22 protein-coding genes are annotated in these 23,447 nt (G+C 65.6%); 8 read left to right on the top strand and 14 right to left on the bottom strand.

Features of this window, described 5'->3' with window-relative positions:
• The first annotated feature begins 16 nt into the window (after window positions 1-16).
• Window positions 17-583: a c-type cytochrome gene (locus tag ACE10X_RS34550; RefSeq protein WP_244435877.1), complete on the top strand. Its 567-nt coding sequence runs from the start codon at window positions 17-19 to the stop codon at window positions 581-583.
• A 217-nt stretch (window positions 584-800) separates the two neighbouring features.
• On the opposite strand, the gene ACE10X_RS34545 is transcribed toward ACE10X_RS34550, so the two are convergent.
• Window positions 801-1,751, bottom strand: coding sequence for an ankyrin repeat domain-containing protein (locus tag ACE10X_RS34545; RefSeq protein ID WP_157788039.1), 951 nt, complete (start codon window positions 1,749-1,751; stop codon window positions 801-803).
• A 169-nt stretch (window positions 1,752-1,920) separates the two neighbouring features.
• Here ACE10X_RS34545 and ACE10X_RS34540 point away from each other — a divergent pair, with 169 nt between their 5' ends.
• On the top strand, window positions 1,921-3,342 hold the full coding sequence (locus ACE10X_RS34540; RefSeq protein ID WP_038386200.1) for an amidase: 1,422 nt from the start codon (window positions 1,921-1,923) through the stop codon (window positions 3,340-3,342).
• Between the two features lie 30 nt (window positions 3,343-3,372).
• Here the strand turns inward: ACE10X_RS34540 and bla are convergent, their stop codons facing one another.
• On the bottom strand, window positions 3,373-4,272 hold the full coding sequence (bla, locus tag ACE10X_RS34535) for a class A beta-lactamase (RefSeq protein ID WP_063709692.1): 900 nt from the start codon (window positions 4,270-4,272) through the stop codon (window positions 3,373-3,375).
• 100 nt (window positions 4,273-4,372) lie between these two features.
• Here bla and ACE10X_RS34530 point away from each other — a divergent pair, with 100 nt between their 5' ends.
• Entirely contained in the window at window positions 4,373-5,335 is a 963-nt protein-coding gene (locus tag ACE10X_RS34530; protein WP_038386201.1) for a LysR family transcriptional regulator, read from the top strand.
• 188 nt (window positions 5,336-5,523) lie between these two features.
• Here the strand turns inward: ACE10X_RS34530 and ACE10X_RS34525 are convergent, their stop codons facing one another.
• The 6 genes from ACE10X_RS34525 to ACE10X_RS34500 all read right to left on the bottom strand — a co-directional run bounded on the left by ACE10X_RS34525 (window position 5,524) and on the right by ACE10X_RS34500 (window position 13,264).
• A complete protein-coding gene (locus ACE10X_RS34525; protein WP_038386202.1) occupies window positions 5,524-6,492 on the bottom strand; it encodes an ABC transporter ATP-binding protein in 969 nt (322 codons plus the stop codon).
• Window positions 6,489-7,469, bottom strand: a complete 981-nt coding sequence (locus tag ACE10X_RS34520) for an ABC transporter ATP-binding protein (RefSeq protein WP_085970703.1) — start codon at window positions 7,467-7,469, stop codon at window positions 6,489-6,491. Before ACE10X_RS34520 ends, ACE10X_RS34525 begins: the two co-directional genes overlap by 4 nt.
• On the bottom strand, window positions 7,466-8,383 hold the full coding sequence (locus ACE10X_RS34515; RefSeq protein ID WP_028334911.1) for an ABC transporter permease: 918 nt from the start codon (window positions 8,381-8,383) through the stop codon (window positions 7,466-7,468). Before ACE10X_RS34515 ends, ACE10X_RS34520 begins: the two co-directional genes overlap by 4 nt.
• Window positions 8,349-9,305 (bottom strand): ABC transporter permease, encoded by a 957-nt coding sequence (locus ACE10X_RS34510; RefSeq protein WP_038386204.1) that lies wholly within the window; start codon window positions 9,303-9,305, stop codon window positions 8,349-8,351. The genes ACE10X_RS34515 and ACE10X_RS34510 overlap by 35 nt, the downstream gene beginning before the upstream one ends.
• Window positions 9,306-9,584: 279 nt before the next feature.
• Entirely contained in the window at window positions 9,585-11,375 is a 1,791-nt protein-coding gene (locus ACE10X_RS34505; protein ID WP_038386205.1) for a peptide ABC transporter substrate-binding protein, read from the bottom strand.
• 470 nt (window positions 11,376-11,845) lie between these two features.
• Window positions 11,846-13,264 (bottom strand): M20 family metallopeptidase, encoded by a 1,419-nt coding sequence (locus tag ACE10X_RS34500; protein WP_038386206.1) that lies wholly within the window; start codon window positions 13,262-13,264, stop codon window positions 11,846-11,848.
• Between the two features lie 371 nt (window positions 13,265-13,635).
• On the opposite strand from ACE10X_RS34500, the gene ACE10X_RS34495 reads away from it, so the two are divergent.
• Window positions 13,636-14,049, top strand: coding sequence for a hypothetical protein (locus ACE10X_RS34495; protein ID WP_244435878.1), 414 nt, complete (start codon window positions 13,636-13,638; stop codon window positions 14,047-14,049).
• A gap of 17 nt (window positions 14,050-14,066) precedes the next feature.
• On the opposite strand, the gene ACE10X_RS34490 is transcribed toward ACE10X_RS34495, so the two are convergent.
• On the bottom strand, window positions 14,067-15,158 hold the full coding sequence (locus ACE10X_RS34490; RefSeq protein ID WP_038386207.1) for a mandelate racemase/muconate lactonizing enzyme family protein: 1,092 nt from the start codon (window positions 15,156-15,158) through the stop codon (window positions 14,067-14,069).
• Between the two features lie 148 nt (window positions 15,159-15,306).
• Between ACE10X_RS34490 and ACE10X_RS34485 the strand changes: the two genes are divergently transcribed.
• Window positions 15,307-16,665, top strand: coding sequence for a metallophosphoesterase (locus ACE10X_RS34485; protein WP_038386208.1), 1,359 nt, complete (start codon window positions 15,307-15,309; stop codon window positions 16,663-16,665).
• A 167-nt stretch (window positions 16,666-16,832) separates the two neighbouring features.
• Window positions 16,833-17,183, top strand: a complete 351-nt coding sequence (locus ACE10X_RS34480; protein WP_028342538.1) for a hypothetical protein — start codon at window positions 16,833-16,835, stop codon at window positions 17,181-17,183.
• A 136-nt stretch (window positions 17,184-17,319) separates the two neighbouring features.
• Here ACE10X_RS34480 and ACE10X_RS34475 read toward each other — a convergent pair whose 3' ends face one another.
• The 4 genes from ACE10X_RS34475 to ACE10X_RS34460 all read right to left on the bottom strand — a co-directional run bounded on the left by ACE10X_RS34475 (window position 17,320) and on the right by ACE10X_RS34460 (window position 20,293).
• Window positions 17,320-17,532 carry a hypothetical protein gene (locus ACE10X_RS34475; protein WP_028342537.1) on the bottom strand — a complete coding sequence of 71 codons (213 nt, stop codon included), beginning with the start codon at window positions 17,530-17,532 and terminating at the stop codon, window positions 17,320-17,322.
• A 397-nt stretch (window positions 17,533-17,929) separates the two neighbouring features.
• On the bottom strand, window positions 17,930-18,304 hold the full coding sequence (locus ACE10X_RS34470) for a response regulator transcription factor (RefSeq protein ID WP_028342536.1): 375 nt from the start codon (window positions 18,302-18,304) through the stop codon (window positions 17,930-17,932).
• A complete protein-coding gene (locus ACE10X_RS34465; protein WP_304556788.1) occupies window positions 18,301-19,167 on the bottom strand; it encodes a S1C family serine protease in 867 nt (288 codons plus the stop codon). Before ACE10X_RS34465 ends, ACE10X_RS34470 begins: the two co-directional genes overlap by 4 nt.
• 97 nt (window positions 19,168-19,264) lie before the next feature.
• On the bottom strand, window positions 19,265-20,293 hold the full coding sequence (locus tag ACE10X_RS34460) for an AraC family transcriptional regulator (RefSeq protein ID WP_038386213.1): 1,029 nt from the start codon (window positions 20,291-20,293) through the stop codon (window positions 19,265-19,267).
• A 262-nt stretch (window positions 20,294-20,555) separates the two neighbouring features.
• Here ACE10X_RS34460 and ACE10X_RS34455 point away from each other — a divergent pair, with 262 nt between their 5' ends.
• Together ACE10X_RS34455 and ACE10X_RS34450 are read left to right on the top strand one after the other, a co-directional pair.
• Window positions 20,556-21,005, top strand: coding sequence for a cupin domain-containing protein (locus ACE10X_RS34455; RefSeq protein WP_016842394.1), 450 nt, complete (start codon window positions 20,556-20,558; stop codon window positions 21,003-21,005).
• A 119-nt stretch (window positions 21,006-21,124) separates the two neighbouring features.
• The gene (locus tag ACE10X_RS34450; protein ID WP_038386214.1) at window positions 21,125-22,618 is read left to right on the top strand and encodes an NAD(P)/FAD-dependent oxidoreductase; all 1,494 of its coding nucleotides are present in this window, start codon (window positions 21,125-21,127) and stop codon (window positions 22,616-22,618) included.
• Here ACE10X_RS34450 and ACE10X_RS34445 read toward each other — a convergent pair.
• Complete coding sequence (locus ACE10X_RS34445) at window positions 22,615-23,340, bottom strand: alpha/beta hydrolase (RefSeq protein ID WP_038386215.1); 726 nt, start codon at window positions 23,338-23,340, stop codon at window positions 22,615-22,617. The two genes, ACE10X_RS34450 and ACE10X_RS34445, sit on opposite strands and share 4 nt — an antisense overlap.
• Window positions 23,341-23,447 lie beyond the last annotated feature (107 nt).

Below are 23,447 nucleotides of genomic sequence, written 5' to 3'. Positions count from 1 at the left end.
TTCTACGGATGAGCAGATGTTCAGTAGATTGATGATTTGCGGCGTCGCGCTGCTGCTGATGGCGGTACAGGCATGCGCTGAGACGATTGAAGACAAGGTGCAGGTCTGCGCCGGCTGCCACGGCGAGAACGGCAAGCCGGTCGACAAGACCATTCCGACGATCTGGGGCCAGCAGGCCGGCTATCTCTACATCCAGCTGCGCGACTTCAAGCGCGGCGATCGCAAGAGCGAGATCATGCAGCCGATCGCGACGCAGTTCGAGCGCGACGACATGCTGGCGATCGCGGAATATTTTTCGCAGAAGCCGTGGCCTGACCTCGGCCAGCCGCGCGCGCCCAAGGACGTGGCGGAAAAGGCGGTCAGCGCCAGCCGCTCGATCGGTTGCCCGGCCTGCCATCTCGATCGCTTCCAGGGCGACGGCACGGTGCCGCGGCTGGCCGGAATGGGACGGGATTATCTCGCCAAGACCATCGCCGATTTCCGCACCCGTGCGCGCGGCAACAATCCCGGCATGTCCGACCTGATGTTGGCAACGTCGCCCGACGACCTTGCCGCGCTGGTGGACTATCTGGCGGGGCTGTGAGCGGCGCTGAAGCTCACCCCTCGTTGCGGCTGATCTCCCTCTCCCCGTCCTTACGGGGAGAGGGTTGGGGTGAGGGGCTCTCTCCGCGAACACGGTGATAAACGTGCTCGTGGAAGCTCCCCCTCACCCGGAACGCATCTAACGATGCGTTCCGACCTCTCCCCGCAAGCGGGGCGAGGTGATGCGGAACCTGTTGCTCGATTCAACTCATCATGCCTCAGCGCGGCGTCAGCTCCTCGCGCAGCGCCGACAGGATGGTGAGATCGGCGGCATGCTTGCCGGCCTTGTCGGCCAGCGCAGGGTCGGCGCCATGCGTGAGCAGTGTCCTGGCAATCGCCGGATGATTGCCTTCGGCGGCGATCATCAGCGCGGTGCGGCCGCGCGCATCGCGGTCGTCGACCCTGGCGCCGCCTTCCAGCAGGTACGAGACGACCTCGAGCGCCTGCGCCTCCGGTACGGTCTCATCCGGCCCGGCCGCCCACATCAGGAGCGTCAGATCGTTGGCGTAGCGCGCATTGATGTCGATCTCGCGCGCGAGCAGCTGCTTGACGATGCCGAGCTGGCCGCCCGCCGCGGCATAGACGACCGGCGGCTTGCCGGTGTCGTCTGTCTTGCTGCCGTCGGCGCCGTGCGCCAGCAGCATGCGCACCACCATGTCCCTGCCGGCATAGGCCGCGGCTGCGACCGGGGAGGCGCCGCTGCGTCCGGTGAGATTGACGTCGGCGCCGCGATCGATCAGGCGCTGCACGATCGCGGCATGGCCGCGCTCGGCGGCAAAATACAGCGCGGTCGATCCCGCGAGGTTGCGCGCATCGACCGGCGCGCCGCGCGCCAGCAGCAGGTCGACCATGGCAAGATGGCCGGAGCGGGCGGCGTGGCTCAGCGGCCTTGCGCCCAGCCGGTCCCGCGCATCGACCGAGGCGCCGTGATCGAGCAGCTCGGTGGCAAGGTTGATGCAATCGGCATTGGCGGCCGCGAACAATGACAGCGAGATCTCGATCGCGCTGAGCTGGGCCTTGTCGGTTTCGTATTTGCGGATCAGGTCGCGGCACCGTGCCGGATCGGCCGCCGCGAGGCTGCCGTGCACGCTGCCGGCAACGATCAGCGCGGCGAGGGCGAGGCGGCGATACAAGGCGTGGTCCTCCGTATGGCGGATCGAGCGTCGCATGATCCTCCGTCGCTGCCAAGCCGCGCGGCCGGGAAGGGCCCGCCTACTCGGCAGGCCATGCGTCGGCGCGGCTCCGTGGCATTTCGCCATGCGTCCGAGCCGATGGACTTGCCGCATGCCGCGCGGCACGATGCGGGCGTCGACCATGTCTGACGCGAGTCCTTGTCCAATGAGCGGCGATCTGTGTCTGCTGTCTGCCGTTGAGCTTCGTGGGCGCATCGCTCGCAAGGAGGTTTCTCCCGTCGAGGTTACGCGCGCGGTGCTCGCCCGTGCCGAGCGGCTGCAACCCGAATTGAACTGCTTCATCACGCTGTGCGGCGATGCGGCGATGGCGCAGGCGAAAGCCGCCGAGCGGCAAATCACGGCCGGCGAGCCGCCCGGTCTGCTCCACGGCATCCCCTTCACCGTGAAGGACATCGTCAACACCAAAGACGTCCGGACGACCTTCGGCGCGGTGCCGTACCGGGACAACGTGCCCGACAATGACGCCGTCGCGGTGGCCCGCCTCCGTGCCCAGGGCGGCATATTGATCGGCAAGACCACGACGCCGGAGTTCGGCAGCAAGTGCCTGACCGACTCGCCGCTGTTCGGGCGGACGCGCAATGCATGGAGCGCCGAGCGGTCCAGTGGCGGCTCCAGCGGCGGCGCGGCGGTGGCCGTCGCGAGCGGCATCGCGCCGCTGGCGGTTGCGACCGATGGCGGCGGCTCCACCCGGATTCCCGCCGCCTGCAACGGCGTGGTCGGAATCAAGCAGAGCAACGGGGTGATCCCGCATAGCCAGGCGCAGGATGCTTTCGGCAACCAGACCTACGTTACGCCGACCACGCGCACCGTTGCCGATACGGCGCTGATGATGCAGGCGATGGCGGGAGAGGACCCGTCGGACCCCTGGTCGATCGGGGTGCCGGTGTCTGACTATCTCGGCCTTGCCGCGCCGCGCGGCGACCTCAAGGGCCGGCGGGTGCTGTTCTGCTTGTCGCCGCCGGGGCGTCCGGTCACGTCCGATGTGGCTGCGGCGTTCAAGGCAAGCCTCGACCGGCTGGCGAGCCTCGGCGCTGAGCTCGAAGAGTTTTCCGGCGACGGCTTTGACATCGAGCCGATCTGGCGTGCGATCAATCACACCGTCTGGCGCACCCGCTTCGAGAAGCTCGCGGCCGATCATCCGAATGATCTCAGCGCTACCTTCCTGAAGCAGCTCGCGCTGGCGGCGCAGGTCAGCGGTGTCGACTACCAGCGGGCGATGTTCGACCGCACCGCGCTGTTCCGCCGGGTGCAGTCGCTGTTCGCGCGCGGCGATCTCCTGGCGATGCCGACCTTGACCCGGTCGGCGCTGCCGATCGACCAGGACCTGTTCGGCACGATCGAGATCGACGGCCGGAGTTTCGACAGCGTGCGGCCGCACTGGTTTCCCTGGACCATGTTGTTCAACATGACCGGGCATCCCGCCGTCAGCATCCCCGCAGGTTTCGGCCGCGACGGCCTGCCGATCGGGCTGCACCTGGTTGGCCGCTTCCGGGCCGATGCGGAACTGTTGCGTGTTGCAGCGTTGTTCGAGGCGGCGAGCGACTTGCTTGGTCGCTGGCCGGCCTGACGTTGTCGGAGATGCTGATCGCGGCGTCGTTCAGCCGCTCTGCCCGGCGCTCGCATTGGCGACGGCGCGGGCGACATCGGCGATCACCTCGTTGCACTTCTCCATGGGGGCGCTTGCCCCGGTCAGGTAGACCGTCACCACGATCGGCTTGCGGCCGGGCGGCCAGAACACACCGATATCGTTGTAAGTGCCGCGCTCGCCGGTGCCGGTCTTGTCGGCAACCCGCCAGTCGCGGGGCACGCCGGCGCGCAGCCGAGCGTCGCCGGTCTTGTTGGCGACCATCCAGTCGATCAGCTTCTGGCGCGAGGCCGCGGACAGGACGTCGCCGAGCAGCACGCGCTGCAAATCCTTCAGCATCGCGACAGGACTCGTGGTGTCGCGCGGATCGCCTGATACCCCCTCGTTCAGCGCCAGTTCCCAGCGATCGAGCCGGCTCACATTGTCGCCGATGGTGCGGAAGAAGCTGGTGAAGCCGGCGGGCCCGCCGATCTCGCGGAGGATCATGTTGCCCGCAGTGTTGTCGCTCCTTGTGATGGCGGCCTCGCAAAGCTCGGCAAGCGTCATGCCCGAGGCGACGTGCTCCTTGGTGACGGGCGAGTTGGCCAAGATATCTTTGGCCTCGAACCGGATTTGCTGATCGAGGCTGGATTCGCCGCGATCGACCCGGTGCAGTACCGCGGCCGATGCCATCGCCTTGAAGGTACTGCACATCGGGAACCGCTCGTCGCCGCGCCGGCTCGCGCGCAATCCCGTCTCCATGTCGAGCGCGGCGACGCCGAGCCGGCCGGTGGTCGCCAGCTCGATGCGTGCAAACTCCTGCTGCAGCCGCTGCGCCGGCTCGCTTGGTCCCGCCGCCGCACCTTGCCGCGGCAAGGTGCAGGACACCGCAAGGCCCAGCGCGTGCAATCCAAATGTCCGTCTCGTCAGCATGTCGAATCTCCCGTTGGCGGCGCGAACCTGCCGGGCGGCGTGACGGCGCACAAACAATCATTTATACAGCGAGGCATGAGGAAAACTTGGTCATGACGTCGTGCGCCGGCATCTCCCGCTGAACGCGCTGCGCGCCTTCGAGGCCTCTGCGCGGCTGCTCAGCTTCACCCGCGCCGGGATGGAGCTGCGCGTGACGCAGACCGCGATCAGCCATCAGGTCAAGCAGCTCGAGGATCTTCTGGGCACAAGCCTGTTCCGCCGGCTGCCGCGCGGGCTGGTGCTCACCGACGAAGGGCTGGCGCTGCTGCCGGTGCTGTCGGACGCGCTCGACCGGATCGGCGCCGCGATCGACCGCATCGAGGCCAAGGGCACGCGCGAGGTCGTGACCGTCGGCTGCGTCACGACGTTCGCGACCGGATGGCTGCTGCAGCGCATCGACCGCTTCAAGCGCGCGCATCCCTATATCGATCTGCGCCTGCTCACCAACAACAACCGCGTCGACATCGCGGGCGACGGGCTCGACCTTGCGCTGCGCTTCGGCGACGGCTCCTGGCACGGCACCGAGGCGATCCATCTGCTGTCCGCACCGCTCTCGCCGGTGTGTTGCCCCGACGCGGCGAACCGGCTGCGCAAGCCGTCCGATCTCGCGCAGGAATTCTTGCTGCGCTCCTACCGCGCCGAGGAATGGCCGCTGTGGTTTGCGGTCGCCGGCGCGCCGTGCCCGAAAATCCAGGGGCCGATCTTCGACAGCTCGGTGGCGATGGCCGAGGCCGCCGCGCGCGGCGTCGGCGTCGGGCTGGTGCCGATCGCGATGTTCGAAAATGAGCTGGCGTCCGGCCGGCTGCTGCGGCCGTTCGCGGCCGAGGTCCCGGCGGGATCCTATTGGCTGACCTGGCTGAAGTCGCGCGACGTGACGCCGGGCATGCGCGCATTTCGTGACTGGCTGCTCGAGACGCTGCGGGCGGAGGCGAATGAGGTGGAGGACGCCGTCGCGCCTGCACCCCGGCGGAAGATCAAGACAAAGGCCAGACCGAGGTCGCGGACCAAGACCAAGCGGCGTTAACGTCTGACGACGTGATTCCAACTATCGTCGCCATTATTTCGGAATTATCGAATAATGCCGCTGATTTGCCCGACATGTCAAGTGCCGTGTCGAACGCCCGCGGCCGCCGGTTACTTTGCATGGGGTTGTTTTCGATATTTTTGGCGGTGCGCTCCCGCGCCGGCTGGCTATCGCATCTGGTGCGCGACCTACGCCAGATGACACGCCACGGAATGCCCGTTCCTGCCTTCCAGCAGTTCCGGTGCGGTCTGCCGGCAGCGCTCCTCGGCGATCGGGCAGCGGGTGTGGAAGTGGCAGCCTTTGGGCGGATTCATCGGGCTCGGCACGTCGCCCTTCAGGCGGATGCGATCGCGCTTCGCCTTGGGATCCGGCACCGGCACTGCCGAGAGCAGCGCCTTGGTGTAGGGGTGCTGCGGATTGCGGTAGAGATCGCTGGCCTTGGCGAGCTCGACGATGCGGCCGAGATACATCACCGCGACGCGGTCGGAGATGTGCTCCACGACAGAGAGATCGTGGGCGACGAACAGATAGGTGAGGTTCAGCTCGGCCTGCAGATCCTCGAGCAGGTTGATGACCTGGGCTTGGATCGAGACGTCGAGCGCGGAGACCGGCTCGTCGCACACGATCAGCTTCGGCTCCAAGGTGAGCGCGCGGGCGATCGCGATACGCTGGCGCTGGCCGCCGGAGAATTCGTGCGGGTAGCGCCGCATATGCTCGGCCTTCAGCCCGACCTTGACCAACAGGCTCGCGACGCGGTCCTCGCGCTCGCTGGCCGAGGTCACGAGGTTGTGGATGATGAAGGGCTCGCCGAGGATGGCGCCGACCGTCATGCGCGGGTTGAGCGAGGCGAACGGATCCTGGAACACGAGCTGCATGTTGCGTCGCATAGCCCGCAGATCGCCGCCACCCAGACCAGTCACGCTCCGGCCGTCGAACACGACCTCGCCCGAGGTCGGCTCGATCAGGCGCAGCACGCAGCGTCCGGTGGTCGACTTGCCGCAGCCGGATTCGCCGACGAGGCCGAGCGTCTCGCCGCGATTGACCGAGAACGACACGCCGTCGACCGCATAGACCTGGCCGACCTCGCGCGACAACAGGCCGCCCAGCACCGGAAAGTGCTTCTTCAGATTGGAAACGCGCAGCAGGGGCTCGCTCATGACGCGTCTCCGAGGTGGCAGGCCATGCGATGGCCGGGTGCGATCTCGCGCAGCCTCGGCTCCTTTTCGGTACAGATGCTCATGGCGTATTTGCAGCGGGCAGCAAAACGGCAGCCGGGCGGCGGGTTGATCAGGATCGGCACCGAGCCGCCGATCGCCTCCAGCCGCGTCTTGTGCGCGGCGTCGAGATCGATGCGCGGGATCGAGCGGATCAGGCCCTGGGTGTAGGGGTGGCCGGGATTGCCGAACAGTTCGTCGACCGGCGCCTCTTCCACCACCTTGCCGGCGTACATCACGACGACGCGCTGCGCGGTCTCGGCGACCACGCCCATCGCGTGCGTGATCAGCATCACCGCCATGCCGAAGCGTTCCTTCATGTCCTGCAACAGGTCGAGGATCTGCGCCTGGATGGTGACGTCGAGCGCGGTGGTCGGCTCGTCGGCGATCACGAGCTTGGGGCGGCAGGCCAGCGCCATCGCGATCATCACGCGCTGGCGCATGCCGCCGGAGAACTGGTGCGGATAATGATGCACGCGGCCCGCGGCGTTGGGGATCTGCACCAGCTTCAGCATCTCGATGGTGCGCTCCAGCGCCTGCTTCTTGGTTACCGCCTCGTGGCGGCGCAGGCTCTCGGCGATCTGCTCGCCGATGGTCAGCACCGGATTGAGCGAGGTCATCGGCTCCTGGAAGATGAAGCCAATCTCCTTGGCCCTGATGTCGTCGAGCTCATGGCTGGTCAAGGGCACCAGGTCGCGACCCTCGAAGATGATTTCGCCTTCGACGATCTTGCCCGGCGGCATCGCAATTAGCTTCAGGATCGACATCGCGGTGACGGTCTTGCCGCAGCCGGATTCTCCGACCACGCACAGCGTCTCGCCGCGGTTGATGCTGATGTCAACGCCGTCGACCGCCTGCAGGATGCCGTCGTCGGTGGTGAAATGGGTTTTCAGGCCCTTGATGTCGAGCAGCGCCATCAGATCACCTTGCGCGCGTCGAGCGCGTCGCGCAGCCCGTCGCCGATGAAGTTGATGGCGACCACCGCGATGAAGATCGCGCCGCCCGGAAACAGCGCCCAATGCGGGCCGATGTCGAGAAAGTCCTTGGCGTCATAGAGGATGCGGCCCCAGGTCGGGGTATCCGGCGGAAAGCCGAGGCCGAGAAACGACAGCGTCGATTCCGCGATGATGGCGGCGGCGACGTCGATCGTGCCGGCGATGATCACGGGTCCGAGCGCATTGGGCAGGATGTGGCGCACCACCTGCCGCACCGGGCTTGCGCCGAGCGCGCGCGCCGCCTCGACGAATTCCTTCTCGCGCAGCGAGAGGAACTGGGCGCGCACCAGGCGCGCGACCGGCATCCAGCGCAAGCCGCCGATCACCAACACGATCAGGATGAAGATGCCGCCCTCCGGGCCGAACATCGCCTTCAGCCCGTCGCGGAACAGATAGATCAGCATCAACAGCAGCGGCAGTTGCGGCAGCGACAGGAACAAATCGGTCAGCCACATCAACGCGTAGCCGAGCGCGCCGCGCGACATGCCGGCGAGCGCGCCGATCAGCGTGCCGACGAACACCGAGACCAGCATCGCGGCGAGGCCGACCGCGAGCGAGATGCGCCCGCCATAGATCATGCGGGCGAGCAAGTCCTGGCCGAGATCGTCGGTGCCGAACGGATGCGCAAGCGACGGCCCCTGCAGGCCGGCCACGACGTCCATGTCGCTGATCGAGACGCGCCAGACGAACGGGCCGATCACGACGGCCGCGATCAGCAGCAGCAACAGCACGGCGCTGACCACGGCAGGCCGGTGCCGGCGGTAGCGCCGCCAGGTTTCGCGCCAGGGCGAATAGCCGCGCCGCTCAGCGGAAGGAGATGCGAGGGTCAAGCCAGCCATAGAGGACATCTGCGATCAGGTTGAACAGCACCACGAGACACGCGAAGACGAAGGTCACGGCCATCACGACCGGCGTGTCATTGGCGAGGATGGAGGAAATCAGCAGCGAGCCGATACCGGGAATCCGGAAGATCTGCTCGGTGACGATGGCGCCGCCGAACACGGCGGGCATTTGCAGCGCAATCAGCGTGACGACCGGGATCATCGCGTTGCGCATCACGTGCTTGACGATCACCTTGGCCTGCCCGAGCCCCTTGGCGCGGGCGGTGGTGACATAGTCGAGCCGGATCACGTCGAGCATTGCCGAGCGCACGAAGCGGGTCATCGACGCCGCCTGGAACAGGCCGAGCACCATCACCGGCATGATCGCCTGCCGGATCATCTCCAGCAGCCAGCGAATGCCGCTGCCCGGCACGTCGGTGTAGACGAAGGGCAGCCAGTCCAGCTTCACCGAGAACACCAGGATAAACAGGATCCCGGTGAAGAAGGTCGGCAGCGAGAAGCCGATGAAGGCGAAGGTGTTGGCGATCTGGTCGAAGATCGAGTAGGGCCGGGTGGCGGCATAGACGCCGACCGGGATCGCGATGAGCAGCGCCAGCAACTGGGCCGAGCCGATCACGTAGAGCGTGGTCGGCAGCCGCTGCAGGATCAGGGTGTCGACATTGATCCGGCTGACAAAGGAGAAGCCCCAGTCGCCCTGCGCCATCGCCGCGAGCCAGTGCAGGTAGCGAAGATAGATCGGGTCGTCGAGGCCGAACTTGGCGCGCAGCGCGGCCTGCACCTCGGGCGGCACGTTCGGATTGGTCGCGAGCTCGCTGAACGGATCGCCCGGCGCGAGCGCCAGCACCACGAACAGCACGAGCGAGATCCCGAGCAGGCTCGGGATCGCGATCATCAGGCGACGCAGGATATATTGACTCATCGAGAGATCATCTAACTAACGCTCGCACCTTGAGCACGTTGATCTTGCTTCCAGTCGAAAGGCGAGCTTCACCTCGCCCCGCGTGCGGGGAGAGGTCGGAATTCAAGCACAGCTTGAATTCCGGGTGAGGGGGACCCTCCACGAACTCACCTTCCAACGCATTTGCGGATAGAGCCCCTCACCCCGACCCTCCAAGAGCGAGCTCCGCTCGTCTCGACCCGTAAGAACGGGGAGAGGGAGAAGATGCACCTACTCAAACTCCGAACCTGTCCCCGTGTCTCAGGTTTCACGATACCAGTCTTGCAGATTGTCGGTCTGGTTGGCCCAGCCGGAGAGCGCGGGCCGCACCGTGTTGGAGCAGGCTTCCACCGCGAGGCGGTGCATCACCGGGATCACCACCGTGTCCTGCCACATCAGATCGTTGCACTTGATGTAGAGCTCGGCCCGTTTGATCGGATCGGTCTCGGTATCGGCCGCCTCGATCGCCGTGTCGAAATCCTTGTTGACCCAGCGCGGGAAGTTCTGCCCTTGCCACTTGTTCTCCTTGGTCGCGGCATTGCGCGACAGATAGCGGCGCATGTGCAGGCCCGGGTCGGGTTGCGTCATCGGGATCTGGAACATCTCGATGTCGGCGTAGAACTTGGAATAGGTGTCGGGGTTGGCGACGTCGGAGGAGAAGAACACCGAGGCCACCACCGACTTCAGCTCGACATCGATGCCGGCCTTCTGGCAGGCCTGCTTGACGATCGCCTGGGTCTTCTGCCGTGGGCCGTTGATCGAGGTCTGGTACAGGAGCTTCAGCTTCTTGCCGTCCTTCTCGCGGATGCCGTCGGAGCCGACCTTCCAGCCGGCCTGCTCCAGCAACGCGCTCGCCTTCTCGACCGAGAACTCCCATTTGGTGTTCTTGGAAACGAACTCCTCGGGGCCGTTGAGATAATTGGCGGTGGCGCGGCCGGCGCGGCCGTAGATCACCTTCTTGACGGAGTCGCGGTCGACCAGCAGCGCCAGCGCCTTGCGCACCGCCGGATCCGACAGGATCGGATGCTTGGTCTTGATCGACGAGCGTTCGCCGTCGACTTCGGTGTTCGGGTCGGTGAAGTTGATGGCGATAAATTCGATGTCGCCGCCGACGGCATAGAGCGTCTTGCCCTTGCCGCCCTTTTCCAGCCGCAGCAGCACCTCGTCCTCGACCTGGATGTTCCAGGCGAAATCATATTCGCCGGTCTGGATCACCGCGCGCGCCGCTGACACCGCATCGCCGCCGCCCTTCATCTCGATCGTGTCGAAATAGGGCCGGTTCGGCATGTGGTAATCGGGATTGATCTCGCCGCGCACCAGATCGCCCGGCTTGAACTCGACGAATTTGTAGGGGCTGGTGCCGATCGGCTTCAGATTGTTCGGCGCCTCGCGCGACTTGCTGCCCTTGTATTCGGCGAACAAATGCTTCGGGATGATGCAGCCATAGGCGCCGACGAACGCGTTGGCCCAGAACGGCGTCGGATCCTTGAACTTGATGCGGACCGTGAGGTCGTCGACCTTCTCCACGGTCATGCCGGAATAGGTGCCGCTCGAGACGGCTGCCGTGGCGGGGTCGGTGGCATATTCCCAGTTGAACACGACGTCGTCGGCGGTGAAGGGTTTGCCGTCATGCCATTTGACGCCGGGCTTGAGTTTCCAGACCACCGTCTTGGCATCTTTGGAAAGTCCGCCGTTCTGGATCGAGGGGATTTCGGCGGCGAGGATCGGATTGAGATGGCCGTCGACGTCCCAGCTTGCCAGCGGTTCGTAGAACAGCCGTGAGCCGTCCTGGTCCTTGGTGCCGGTGGCGAAGTGCGGATTGAGCAAGGTCGGGCCCTGCCACCACAACAGCTTCAGCGGACCACCGCCGCCGCGCTTGGTCGGCTTGTAGGGATTCGGGCTCTGCGCCATCGCGACGCCGCCGATCGCAAGGATCTGGTTGGCCATCGGCGCGGTGAGGCCGACGGCAATCATTCGCTTGACAAAGGCGCGGCGATCCATCCGCCCGTCCTTCACCTCGTCGATCATGCCTCGCAGATTCCTGTCGAACATTGTCCCCTCGGTCCGGCTCAATTGGTTATTGCGGCGGGCCGTGGAACCGGCCGCCGTGTTGGCGGCAGGATGGCACACCGAATGACCGCGAAGGTCAACGCCTCCCGCTCTTCAGCGTCTAGGTCTTTTGGCTATCGCTTGTGCAGAACCTCCGCTCGCCGCACATCGGTTCAGCAGATCGGCGCCAAAAGCGCGCTCTTGCGCGCCTCGCAGTGCGGAAAATTTGTTCGTTATCCTTTGTTCCGAGATGCTTTTTTGCCACGCAAGCCGGAGTTCGCGTCTGAAGGCCGAGCTATCGCATATGCGCTCGATCCCTCCACAAACTCGTCATGCCCGGCCTTGTGCCGGGCAACCACGTCTCCGTTTCCGCGTGAGAAGGTCGTGGTTGGCCGGGACAAGCCCGGCCATGACGATGGGGATATGCGATTGCTTGATCCCGGAGAGCAGGTCCGGCCCGCTCAATGCGGCTCTCAGGCGATCGACATGTCCAACGGCGGTGCAACATTCGCCGGCAGCGGGCTGACATAGGGTGTTCTTGTGGTCCGCTTCTTGAGGTCGGCCTTGGCGGCCGCGATCAGCTCCGGCTCCATCAGCGCCTTGACGCCGAGGCCGGCCATCGCCTTGGCGGCCTGTACCATCGCCTTGTGCGCGGCCGGCGTCTTGCCCTGCGCCACAACCTGCCAGGTGTGGAACGGCGTGCCGATTGCAACCGTCGGTGCATGGACCTGCACGGTCGGCACCACCCAGCTGACGTCGCCGACGTCGGTCGAGCCGATCAGCGGATTGCGCTTGGCGTCGATCGGCACCAGGAAATCGGCGAGCGGCCGGTCGGTCGGCTCCATGCCGATCGCGTAATAGACCGAGGCGATGTCCTTGTCGGTCAGGGTCGCGCGGATCTTGCCGGCGAAATTCTTGTCGGCGTCGTCGAAATGCGGCGGGCCGAGCTCTTCCATGATCCGGTGCAGCGTCTGTTCCAGCGGCGTGTTGGGCAGGATGTTGGAGACCGCGGAGATGATCTTCATCTCCACCTTGGTCTCGGTCATCAGCGCCGCGCCCTGCGCGATCTTGTGCACGCGCTCGACCAGTTCGTTCATGCCGGGCAAGTCGCGGGCGCGGATCGAATAGCGCACGCGGGCATGGGCCTGCACCACGTTGGGCGCGATGCCGCCGGTGTCGAGCAGCGCGTAATGCACGCGGGCGTCGCTCGGCATGTGCTCGCGCATGTAGTTGACGCCGACATTCATCAGCTCCACCGCATCGAGCGCACTGCGCCCGAGATGCGGCGAGGCCGCCGCATGCGAGGTGCGCCCGGTGAAGATGAAGTCGGCGCGGGTATTGGCGAGCGACGGTGTCACCGCCACCTCCCAGAAACTATGCGGATGCCAGGTGATGGCGATGTCGGCGTCCTCGAACGCGCCACAGCGCACCATGAAGGCCTTTGCCGCGCCGCCTTCCTCGGCGGGACAGCCGTAATAGCGCACGCGCCCCGGCACCTTGTTGGCGGCGAGCCAGTCCTTCACCGCGGTCGCGGCGAGCAACGCTGAGGAGCCGAGCAGATTATGTCCGCAGCCATGGCCGTGGCCGCCGCTCTCGACCGGGCGATGTTCGGCGATTCCGGCCTCTTGGCTGAGACCGGGCAGGGCGTCATATTCGCCGAGGAAGGCGATCACCGGGCCGCCTTCGCCCCATTCGCCCATCACCGCGGTCGGGATGTCGGCGATATTCTCGGTGATGCGAAAACCCTGATGGCGCAGTTCGGCCAGATGTTCGGCGGATGAGCGCGCCTCGGTGTAGCAGACCTCGGGCATCGCCCAGACCCGGTCGCTCAATTCGATGAAACGCGGCTTGATCGCGTCGACGCCGCGCCAAACATCACTACGGTTGTCCATTTGCTCCGATCCCTTAACTCGCTAGAGCATGATCCGGAAAAGTGTGAAGCGGTTTTCCGAAAGGATCATGCTCAGACAATGAGCCAAAGTGCGATGATCTCATCGCGCTTTGGGCAATCCGAAGCGCAAAAGGCTAGCAGCTTGGCGTGAGCGCGACTAGGGCACCTGCTCGCAGACCCGATCCGCGACTTGAGGTTATGTCTTCCGGCTTGGTTTCGACGGCGGATGTCGCCAACATGTCCAATTGTGTCCGCCCAAGGCTCCAACAGCGGAAGTTGCGAAACCGACCCACGCATAGTACCTCATGCCGCAATGCCCGTTGAAGTAGAGAGGGCCGCAAGAGGGGAAGTGATATGCATCGGATACTCGCCGTGGTCAGTATCGCGATCTTCACCTTGGTAATGACGGGTTTCGCACGCGCAGAGAAGATCTACTATCTTCACGACCCTGGCGGCAACACCGCAGCGCACATCTACAAGTACCGGCAAGTCAATGCGGAGTATGATCGCGTGGTGATCGATGGTCGCTGCAAGTCTTCTTGCACGACGGTGCTGGGGACCGTTCCCCTCAACAAGATCTGCATTACCCCGAGCGGCTACTTCATGTTTCACGCTGCACATCACGGCGACCGCAGCATGAACCCCGGCGAGACCCAGCTGATGATGTCGGCCTATGCGCCCGAGGTTCGCGACTGGGTGATGCGGCACCACGCGCTCGAACAGGTGGACCCTTACACGTACCTCTACGCCAGGGATGTAAGGTTCATCCGCCACTGTAGCCGATAGCCCGAGCCAGCCGTCCCTCATCCCGCGCTGAGCCGCTCCAGGCCTTTCCAGTCGAAGGCGATGCCGTGCCCTGGGCGATCCGGCGCGGTCGCCATGCCTTGCTCCAGAACCAGCGGATGCTCGATGTAGCGATCGAGGCCGAAGCCGTGCGCTTCGAGATAGGATCGGTTCGGGCACGCCGCCAGCAGATGCACGGTGATGTCGTGCGCGCCATGACTGGTGACGGGAATATTGAAGGCCTCGGCGAGGCGGGCGATCTTCATGAAGCTGGTCACGCCGCCGCAATTGGTGACGTCGGGCTCGGCATAGGACAGCGCGCCGCCGGCGATATAGGGCTTGAACTCCCACAGGCTGCGCAGGTTCTCGCCGGCTGCGATCGGCACGCCGCCGGTTTGCAGGATGCGCGCGTGTCCCGCGACATCGTCCGGAATGGTCGGCTCCTCGAGCCAGGTCAGGTCGAACGGTTGCAGGGCGCGCGCGGCGCGGATCGCTTCCTCGACGGTCCATTTCATGTTGGCGTCGGCCATCAGCGGAAACTCGTCGCCGAGATGGCCGCGCATCGCCTTCACGCGCGACACGTCGGACGCAAGGCTCGGCCGGCCGACCTTCATCTTGATGGCGCGAAAGCCCTTGGCCAGATTGTCGTCGGTCTGCTTCAGCAATCCATCCAGCGGCAGATCAAGATCGATGCCGCCGGCATAGCAGGGCACGCGGCGGTCGAAGCCGCCGAGCAGCCGCCACAGCGGCAGCGATGCCCGCCGCGCCTTGAGGTCCCACAACGCGATGTCGAGCGCGGACAGCGCCAGCACCGCCGGCCCGCCGCGGCCGCCGTAATGCAGCGCCCACCACACCTTGTGCCAAAGCTGCTCGGTGTCCTCGGCCTCCATCCCGCGCGCGATCTCGCCGATTTCGCGGCCCAGGATATCGGCGACGGCGCCGCCATTGCGGCCGACCGTGTAGGTATAGCCGGTGCCTTCCGCGCCGTCGGCATCGCGGACGCGGATCGTGACGAGCTCGAACGCCTTGATCTCGCCATGCGTGCTGTCGCTCAGCACCACCGGGAGCGGGATCTTGTAGAATCCGATGCTGAAGTCCTTCAGGATGGCCACGCCGGAACTCCTTGTCATGGACGTATGCAATGCGCGGCACACGATCTCAAAAGCCCCGGCTGCCTGCAACCTTGCGCCTGCGAATGTCTGCCTTGAGCGATCAGTCTGCCTTCCTCTATGATGTGGCTCGCGAGGACGTGGTCCGACCATGGATGATGCAATTCCGTCTCTGTTGCCGAGAAATTCGGGCCACCAGTTCGTGATCTATGCCGATGCCTGCTCGGGCGTTCCGGGCGCGCTGCATGAGCGCACCTTCGCGTCGGTGAACGACGTGGCGCGCCGGCTGCATCCCACGCCCGAATTCATTCTGTTCCCCGGCGACGAGATCATCGGCCTCACCGCGGATGCCGACGCGCTGCGCGCGCAATGGCGGCATTGGTTCGAGGTCGAGATGTCCTGGCTCGACCGGCGCGTGGTGCCGCTGTGGCACACGACTGGCAACCACACCACCTATGACGAGATGAGCGAGGCGGTGTTCCGCGAGGTGCTGCAGCTGCCGCGCAACGGCCCGCCCGGTCAGGAGGGGCTGTCCTACTGGGTTCGCTGCGGCGATCTCCTGATGGTGTTCGTGCACACACTCTGGAGCGGCCTCGGCGGCGAGGGGCATGTCGAGACCGACTGGCTGCAAGCGGTCCTCGCACAGCACAACGACGCCAGGCACAAGCTGGTGCTGGGCCATCATCCCGTGTACCCCATCAATGGCTACAGCGGCAGCTATCGGCGCGAGATCGGCCACGAATACCGCGAGCGGTTCTGGGATATCCTCGTCCGCGCCGATGTCACCGCCTATCTGTGCAGCCACATTCTCGCATTCGACGTCCAGGTTCATCGCGGTGTGTTGCAGGTCTGCACGGCGGGTGCGGGCACCGCGCACCGGATGCCCGAAGGCGTCGAGTATCTGCATTGCGTGCAAGCCGCGCTCGATCAGGATGGGTTCCGCTATCAGGTGCTCGATACCGAAGGTGTGGTGCGCGAGCAGCTCACATGGCCGCTGCCATCGCCGGACCAGGCCGCGTGGACGCCGCTGCCGCGCGGGACCAGCCCTGCACCGCTGTCGGGGACATTGGCGCCCGCGACGGTGTTCGCCTTGAAACTGTCGGGCCGCACCGCCGCGGGAACTGCCGCGCCACAAACGCTGCTCTGCATGCCCGCGCCCGGCGTGATCGCACCGCTCTGGCTGGGCTTGCGCGGACCGAACCAGACGCTCACCTTGATACTTGGACGTGAGCGCGGACGCAGTCCCTATTACTGGATCGGTCCCGATCTCGGCGCCAACAGCGATTTCGACCTCGACATCGCCTTCTACCCGGACATGGGACCGGGCGGCGTGCTGTGGCGACGCAGCGGTGACACGCGCTGGACGTCGTGGGCGGCGATATCGGCAACGGGGCTCGAGCGGTTCCCATGGCCGGCGGTCTGGAAGGTCGGGTGCGGCGAGGGTGGGCCGGATGACAAGCGCTACGCCGGACCACGGCTCGGGATCGCTATTTCCGTCATCGAATTGTAGTCAGTCGCGCGCTGGACGTCGACGCGGCGGCCGGGCGGGCTTCGACACCCGCATTGCGGTCGCATTGGCTCCAATGAATGGCCACGGAAAAATCAGACGCCGGCCAAACTTCGCGCGTAGGTTTTATCGCTTGCTGACTCGGATAAGGACTCGGAAAGGAATCGACCATGCGCAATCTCACTGCATTCGTCACTGTTGCCGCGCTCGCCCTCGGAACGCCCGCCTTGGTGCAAGCGCAAGGCGCACAACCCAAGGCGCCGCCGCAGGCATCTGATCAGTCCACTGTCATCCGGAGCATAGAGGTCGTGGACATCAAGGACCTCAAGCCCGAGATGCGATCGAAGGTCGAGGATGCCATCGCAAAGACAAAGGAGGACGATATCCAGTCGCTTCGGAAGTCGATTGACGCGACACCGCAGGCGGTCTCCGCGCTCAAGGCCAAGGGCCTGACTTCGTCGCAGGTCGTCGCTATCAACATCGCCGATGGCGTCCTGACGATGTTCGCCAAAACAGCCTGACAGGGTTCGAATGTCGGCATCGGTGGTTGGACCTCCCCGCGACCACCGATGCCAACAACTCCCGCAGCCGGTGCTGCGGGAGTTTTCATTTCTCATAGGCGCGGTACGTCCAATGGACTTTCACCGGGGAGAGTGATCAGTCAGGCTCGTTGGGCCGGGTACGTTCCGCGCGTTTCAATTCGCGATCGATCAGCGTGCAGACGCGCCGCCGCGCCAGCAGGTCGAGCCGCGCGCGCGTGGTGCCTTGCTTGGTCTTGCCGTTGATGTCGAACGACCAACCCCAGAGGTCGGGTTCGATGTTGGTGAGTGTGTATTGAATGTCCCGATGACGACCGATCAGCTTCTTCATGCCGTTTCTTCTTGTTGGCTGAAGATTGCATAGCCAGATCGTGAAGGCGTCTGTATCCGTCGAATACTGAGCCGGGTGTCCGCAGGGCGGAATTTTCCCAATCACTGATTTGGGGTCGCTGTGCAGTGGCTGCGTGCGACTGACGAGTGCGTATGAAGATTCGCCGTCGTCCTGGCGAAGGCCAGGACCCATTACCCCAAGTGCGCATTGTTGCGCGACGCTGGGCCACGATCTCGTTCACGATCAAATGCGGTGGCTATGGGGTCCTGGCTTTCGCCAGGACGACAATGATGAGTCCCGCCTGCAACATCCGCCGCGGCGTATGGGTCCCTGCTTTCGCAGGGACGACGGATGGAGAGATCTCAGCTCAGCGTCACTACAACAGCAATCCCGCCCCTCACAAATTTATCACCCCGCGCCGCGCGGCATGGGCGACGGCGTCGGTGCGGCCGGTGGCGTCGAGCTTGTCGAGCAGGGAGCCGACATGAAACTTGGCGGTGTGGACAGAAATCCCGAGCCGCTGTGCGATCATCTTGTTGGATGCGCCTTCGGCCAGCAGCGCCAGCACGTCGAGCTCGCGCGGCGTCAGCTCGAAGTCGCCGGCGCCCGCGGCCTCGCGGTTGCGTGCGACGACCGCCGCCGTGGCCTGTTCGCCCGGCGCGGCGAGCCGCAGGCCTGCGACGCTGCCGAGCAGGGTCGCCAGCCGGTCGGCGAGGACGGCGTCGTCGACCTCGAGCGCGATGACGATGTCGTTGGCCGGCTCACCGCTCACGTCTCGGGCCTCTCGCCGACCGTTACCTTGAAGTTCAGCGGCTCGCCGCCGCGATGCACGGTGAGCTCGACCACCGTGCCGACGCTCTGCGGTCCGAGGCCGCGCGACAGCGCTCGCACGCCGGACAGCTTCTCGCCATTCACGGCAATGATCACGTCGCCCTGCCGGATGCCAGCGGCGGCCGAGGGGCCGGCCTTGTCGACATTCATCACCATCGCGCCGAGGCCGTCGTCGAGCCGGACCGGCTGCAAGCCGACGCCAAGATATCCGCGCGCGATGCGGCCGCTCTTCTCGAGCTGCGTTGCGACCCGCTCGATGGTCGTAGCCGGGATCGTCAGCACGCGGCGCGGGCCGAGCACGGCCATGCCGAACGGCTCGCCCGCGGCGTTCAGCGCGAGGCCACCCTGCTGGCTGTGCCGCAGCCGGACGTCGAGCTCGATCCGTGCATCGATTTCGCCGCCGCGCAGGCTGCGCCAGGCCGGGCCCGACAGTGCGACCATGCCGAGCCGCGCGGTCGGCGCGCCGCGGTCGGCGGCGACGATCACCGCGAGCGATCCCAGCGCAGGGCTCCCCGTCGAGAGCTTGACGGGGGCGGCGTCGCCATCGACGCGCAGCAGCGCGATGTCGGTGGTGTGGTCGCGCCCGACGACGGTCGCCAGCCTGCGGCTGCCGTCGGCGAACTGGATTTCGATCTCGCCCTCGTCGGCCAGCGCTTCGTCGGCAGTGACGACGAGGCCCGCCTTCCAGACAAAGCCGGAGGCGCGCGCGCGATGCGAATGCACGGAGACGATAGCGGGCGCAGCGCGCGCAATGGTTTCCGCAAGGGCTGACGACAGCGAGGACAGGATATTCGGTTCGGTCATGGGAAACTCCGTTGGCTTCCCTCAGTCTGGGATGTCGCGGTTGACGGCGATACTGGCCGGATGGGCAGGGCGTGGCCGGGCCGCCCGGAACTGCCGCTCAGCTCAGCCGCTGCAGGGTCGCCTTCGGGCTCTCGCCGAACTTGGCGCGGTAGGCGCTCGCCATCCGGCTCAGATGGGTAAAGCCGAGGTCGAATGCAATATCGACGATGCGTTCGCCCGGCCGCGCCGTCTTGAGGCGGGCGTTGAGATGGGCGAGGCGGATGTCGAGCAGCATCTCGGACACGGTGGTGCCGAAGTGACGGCGGAAGCCGAGTTGCAGCGCTCGGATACCGGTGCCCGCGATCTCCGCAAGCTCGGCGAGGTCCAGCGGCTCCGTCGCCCGGCTCTCCAGATAGGCGCGCACGCGTTTCAAGGCGGCCGGCTGGGCCTCAGTGCGGCCGTTGAAGACATCGATCGCCGAACTCAGGCTGTGCCGCTGCCCGTTGAGCAGGACATTGAGAAACGACTCGCGCCAATCGGCCGCCGCGACCGCCGACAAGGTCTTGCGCGGCCCGAGTTGCTCGGCGGCCGTGACAAGATGCTCGATCCTGGCCGAGAGCGTCTGCCCGAGCGGCCCGCTCAGCGCGACGGCCGGATCGAACTCGACCGGCCTCACCGCCACGCCGCCAAGCGCCGCGGCGCGATGCTCGACCAGCTTGCGGTCGAGCAGCAAAATCAACTGGGCGCAGTCGCCGCGCCAGGTCATTTCGGTCGGAATGGTCGGCGACAGCAGCGAGGCGGTGTGTCGTGGTCCGGTGGTGAGCTCGCGCGCGGCGGTCCGCACCGAGGCCGAGCCGGACAGCGGCATCTGCAACAGGAAGAAGCGGTCGAGGCAACCGGGATTGATCGCGACCGATCCGCCATAGGCGACATAGTTGACGGAGAAGCCGTCGAAGTCGGCGCAATTGTGATGCGCGGAGAAATCGCTCGCGGAATGATCGACCGGCGTCAGATCGTGCGGACAGAAGATGCGGCCGATCGCTTCCGCCGCGTCATCGACGCGCGCCGTCGCGACGCGCGCGAAATCCGTCAGCCTTGCGCTTGGAGAATTTGCGCTTGCCGAAACCTCGTTGCCAACAGCAGTCACGTCGGCCGTCCGGAGTTGTTTGAGGCCTAAAACATCATGTAGCCTAGAGCATCCCGCGGCAAAGGGGAACGCCGTTTCGTCGCGCAAACTGCCCGATCTGAGCGCAGGCGGATGCGGCGGCATTGGGCAGCAGCCGGCCGGTGCCGCGCTCCCGCATTGCAGCATGAGGTGCCGGGTGCGGATTCGTTTATCGGCTAGACAGCATCGGCGGCCGGCGACAGGCTCCGTGCCGGCAATGCGCATCAAAACTGGAGAGGCTGACATGGGCACGCTCGAAAAAGGCATTACCCGAACCGGCACCGGCTACGGCGGCAAGACCTGGAATATCCTGGGCCAGGTCTACTATCCGAAGGCGATCACCGACTCGACCTTCGCGTTCGAGACCAACAGTGATCCCGGCCAGTTCGTGCCGGTACACATCCACCCGACCCAGGACGAGTTCATCCTGGTGCAGGAAGGCGTGCTCGACCTCAAGCTCGACGGCGTCTGGGTGCAGGCCAAGGCCGGCGACCTCGTGCGCATGCCGCGCGGCATCCCGCACGGCTATTTCAACAAGTCGGACAAGCCGGCGCGGGCGCTGTTCTGGGTGTCGCCGATGCAGAAGCTCGAGGCGCTGTTCGAGAAGCTGCACAATCTGCAGGACCCCGTCGAGGTGGTGCGTATCTCCGCCGAGCACGAGGTGGATTTTCTGCCGCCGGAAGCCAACGACTAGCCGGCGGCCAAACAGACAATACGCACGCGAGGTAGCAATCGCCGGAGCTGGCTCCGGCGATGACGGGGACGCGTGCGCTTAACGAAATTGGACCTGTTCATTCAATTCGGAGCGGTTTCATGGTCAAGCAGAAGCATGTGTGCGTCATCGGCGCCGGCATTTCCGGGCTCGCCGCCGGCAAGGCCTTTGCCGGTCGCGGCCACAAGGTGACCATCATCGAGCGCAGCGGCGATCTCGGCGGGGTTTGGGAGCCGGCACGCTCCTATCCCGACGTGCAGACCCAGAGCCCGAAGGAGCTCTATCGCTACACCGACAAGGCGATGCCGGAGTCCTATCCGGAATGGCCGAAGGGTCCGCAGGTCCATGCTTACTTGCGCGACTACGCCCGCAGCCACGGGCTCGACGGCGCGATGCGGTTCGACACCAAGGTCGAAGGCATGAAGCGCCGTGCCGACGGCAGGCCGGGCTGGACGCTGGCGCTGCGCTCGACCGACGGCGCCACCGGCCACGAGGATTTCGACTTCGTCGCGGTCTGCACCGGGCAGTTCAACGAGCCGCAGACCTTGCCGCTGGCCGGCGAGGACGGCTTCCAGGCGCAGGGCGGGCAGATCCTGCATTCATCGCAATACGGCGATCCAGCGCTTGCCAAGGGCCGCAAGGTGGTGGTGCTCGGCGGCTCCAAATCGGCGACCGACATCGCGGTGAATGCGGTCAATTCCGGCGCCAGCGAAGTCACCATCGTGTTTCGCGAGCCGGTCTGGCGGATTCCCTATTTCGTCGGCGGCCTCGTCAACTTCAAGCGCATCCTCTACATCCGCGCCCAGGAGCAGATGTTTGCGAGCTGGGGCATCGGGCCGATGGCGCGCCTTGCGCATGTCGTGGCGAAGCCGTTCGTGTGGGCGAACTGGCGCGGGCTCGAGAGCATGCTGAAGATGCAGCTCAAGCTGAAGCAATGCGGCATGGTGCCGAAGGAGCGGATCGAGGACGGCGTCAACTGCTCGGTGCCGATCGCCACCCCCGGCTTCTATCCGATGGTCGCCGACGGCCGGATCAAGGCGGTGCGCGGCACCTTCGACCATTACGACGGCAAGACCATCGTGATGAGCGGCGGCCAGCGCGTCGCGGCCGATGTCGCCGTGCTCGCGATCGGCTACAAGCTCGGCGTGCCGTTCCTGCCCGAGGAGTATCAGAACAAGCTGGTCGAGCCCGACGGGCAGTACCGGCTCTATCGGTTGATCGCCAATCCCGATCTGCCCGACATGGGCTTTGTCGGTTTCAATTCGAGCTTCTGCACCGTGCTGTGCGCCGATCTCGCCGCGAACTGGCTGGTGCGCTACGCCGACGGCCAGCTGGCGCGGCAGCCGAGCGCGGCCGAGATGAATAGCAACATCGCGATGATGCTGAACTTCAAGCGCGTCGAGCGTCCGGCAGCGGGCGTCTATGGCGGGCTGTGCGTCGCGCCCTACCACTTCAAGCATTTCGACGAGCTGCTGGCGGACATCGGCACCAAGGCGTCGCGCCGCAACCCGCTCGTCGAAAAGTTCACGCCGCCGGACGCGGATGCCTATGCCCGCTTCCTCGCGACCGCGCCGGCATACAGGGCGGTGGCCTAATCGCGGCCGGCGTCGAGGAAGGCCTGCGCAAGGCGCTCGGGATTGGAGAAGCACAGCTCGTGGCTGCCCGGCACCTGGACCAGGCGGAACAGCCCGAGCTTCTCCGACAACCGCGGATGCCAGGGCAGGCTGTGCGGCATCGCGGTGTCCTCGGTGCAGTTCACGTAGGACTTTGCGATGGGCATCTCGGCCGGATTGGTGCGCAGCGCGATCTTGTCCTGGAAGGTCTTCAGGGGATGCGGGTTGAGCTTGTCATAGGCGCGTTGCGCCGTCTCGAGATCGGCGTCGTTGATGAAGGCCTCGCGCCAGATCGGGAATGGTAGCACCACTGAGCCGTCGCCGCGCTCGGCGTGAATGGCGTCGAACAGGCCGCGATAGTGCGGCGGCACCATGTCGTTGAGGCACTCGCCGTTGTTGGGCACAAAGGCGTTCCAGTAGACGAGGCGGCGGATGCGGTTCGCGGCGGCGTCGGCGACGCCGGTGATGACCATGCCGCCATAGCTGTGGCCGACCAGCACGATGTCCTTGAGGTCATGCTCGGCAAGATAATCCACGATCGACTGGATCGCCTCGGCAAGGCCGGAGTCCTTCCGGTCGCCGGGCCGGTTGCCTTTGATGGTCGGGGTGTGGACGACATGGCCGGCCTTGCGGATCGCAGCCGCAACCGGTTCAAACTCGGCGCCGGTATGCCAGGCGCCATGGACGAGAACATAGGTCGACATGTTGTACCTCCCTGTCTGGTTTAGTTAGACCGATTGCCGCGACCGGACGGCCCGGGATACGCGCAAGTTTCATCCGCTTCCTGATGGATATTGACCCGGGCCTACAG

Source organism: Bradyrhizobium sp. Pha-3 (assembly GCF_042258325.1).
Lineage (GTDB): Bacteria > Pseudomonadota > Alphaproteobacteria > Rhizobiales > Xanthobacteraceae > Bradyrhizobium > Bradyrhizobium elkanii.
The sequence above is the reverse complement of the archived record's forward strand: the minus strand, read 5'-3'. Positions and strand labels throughout refer to the sequence as shown.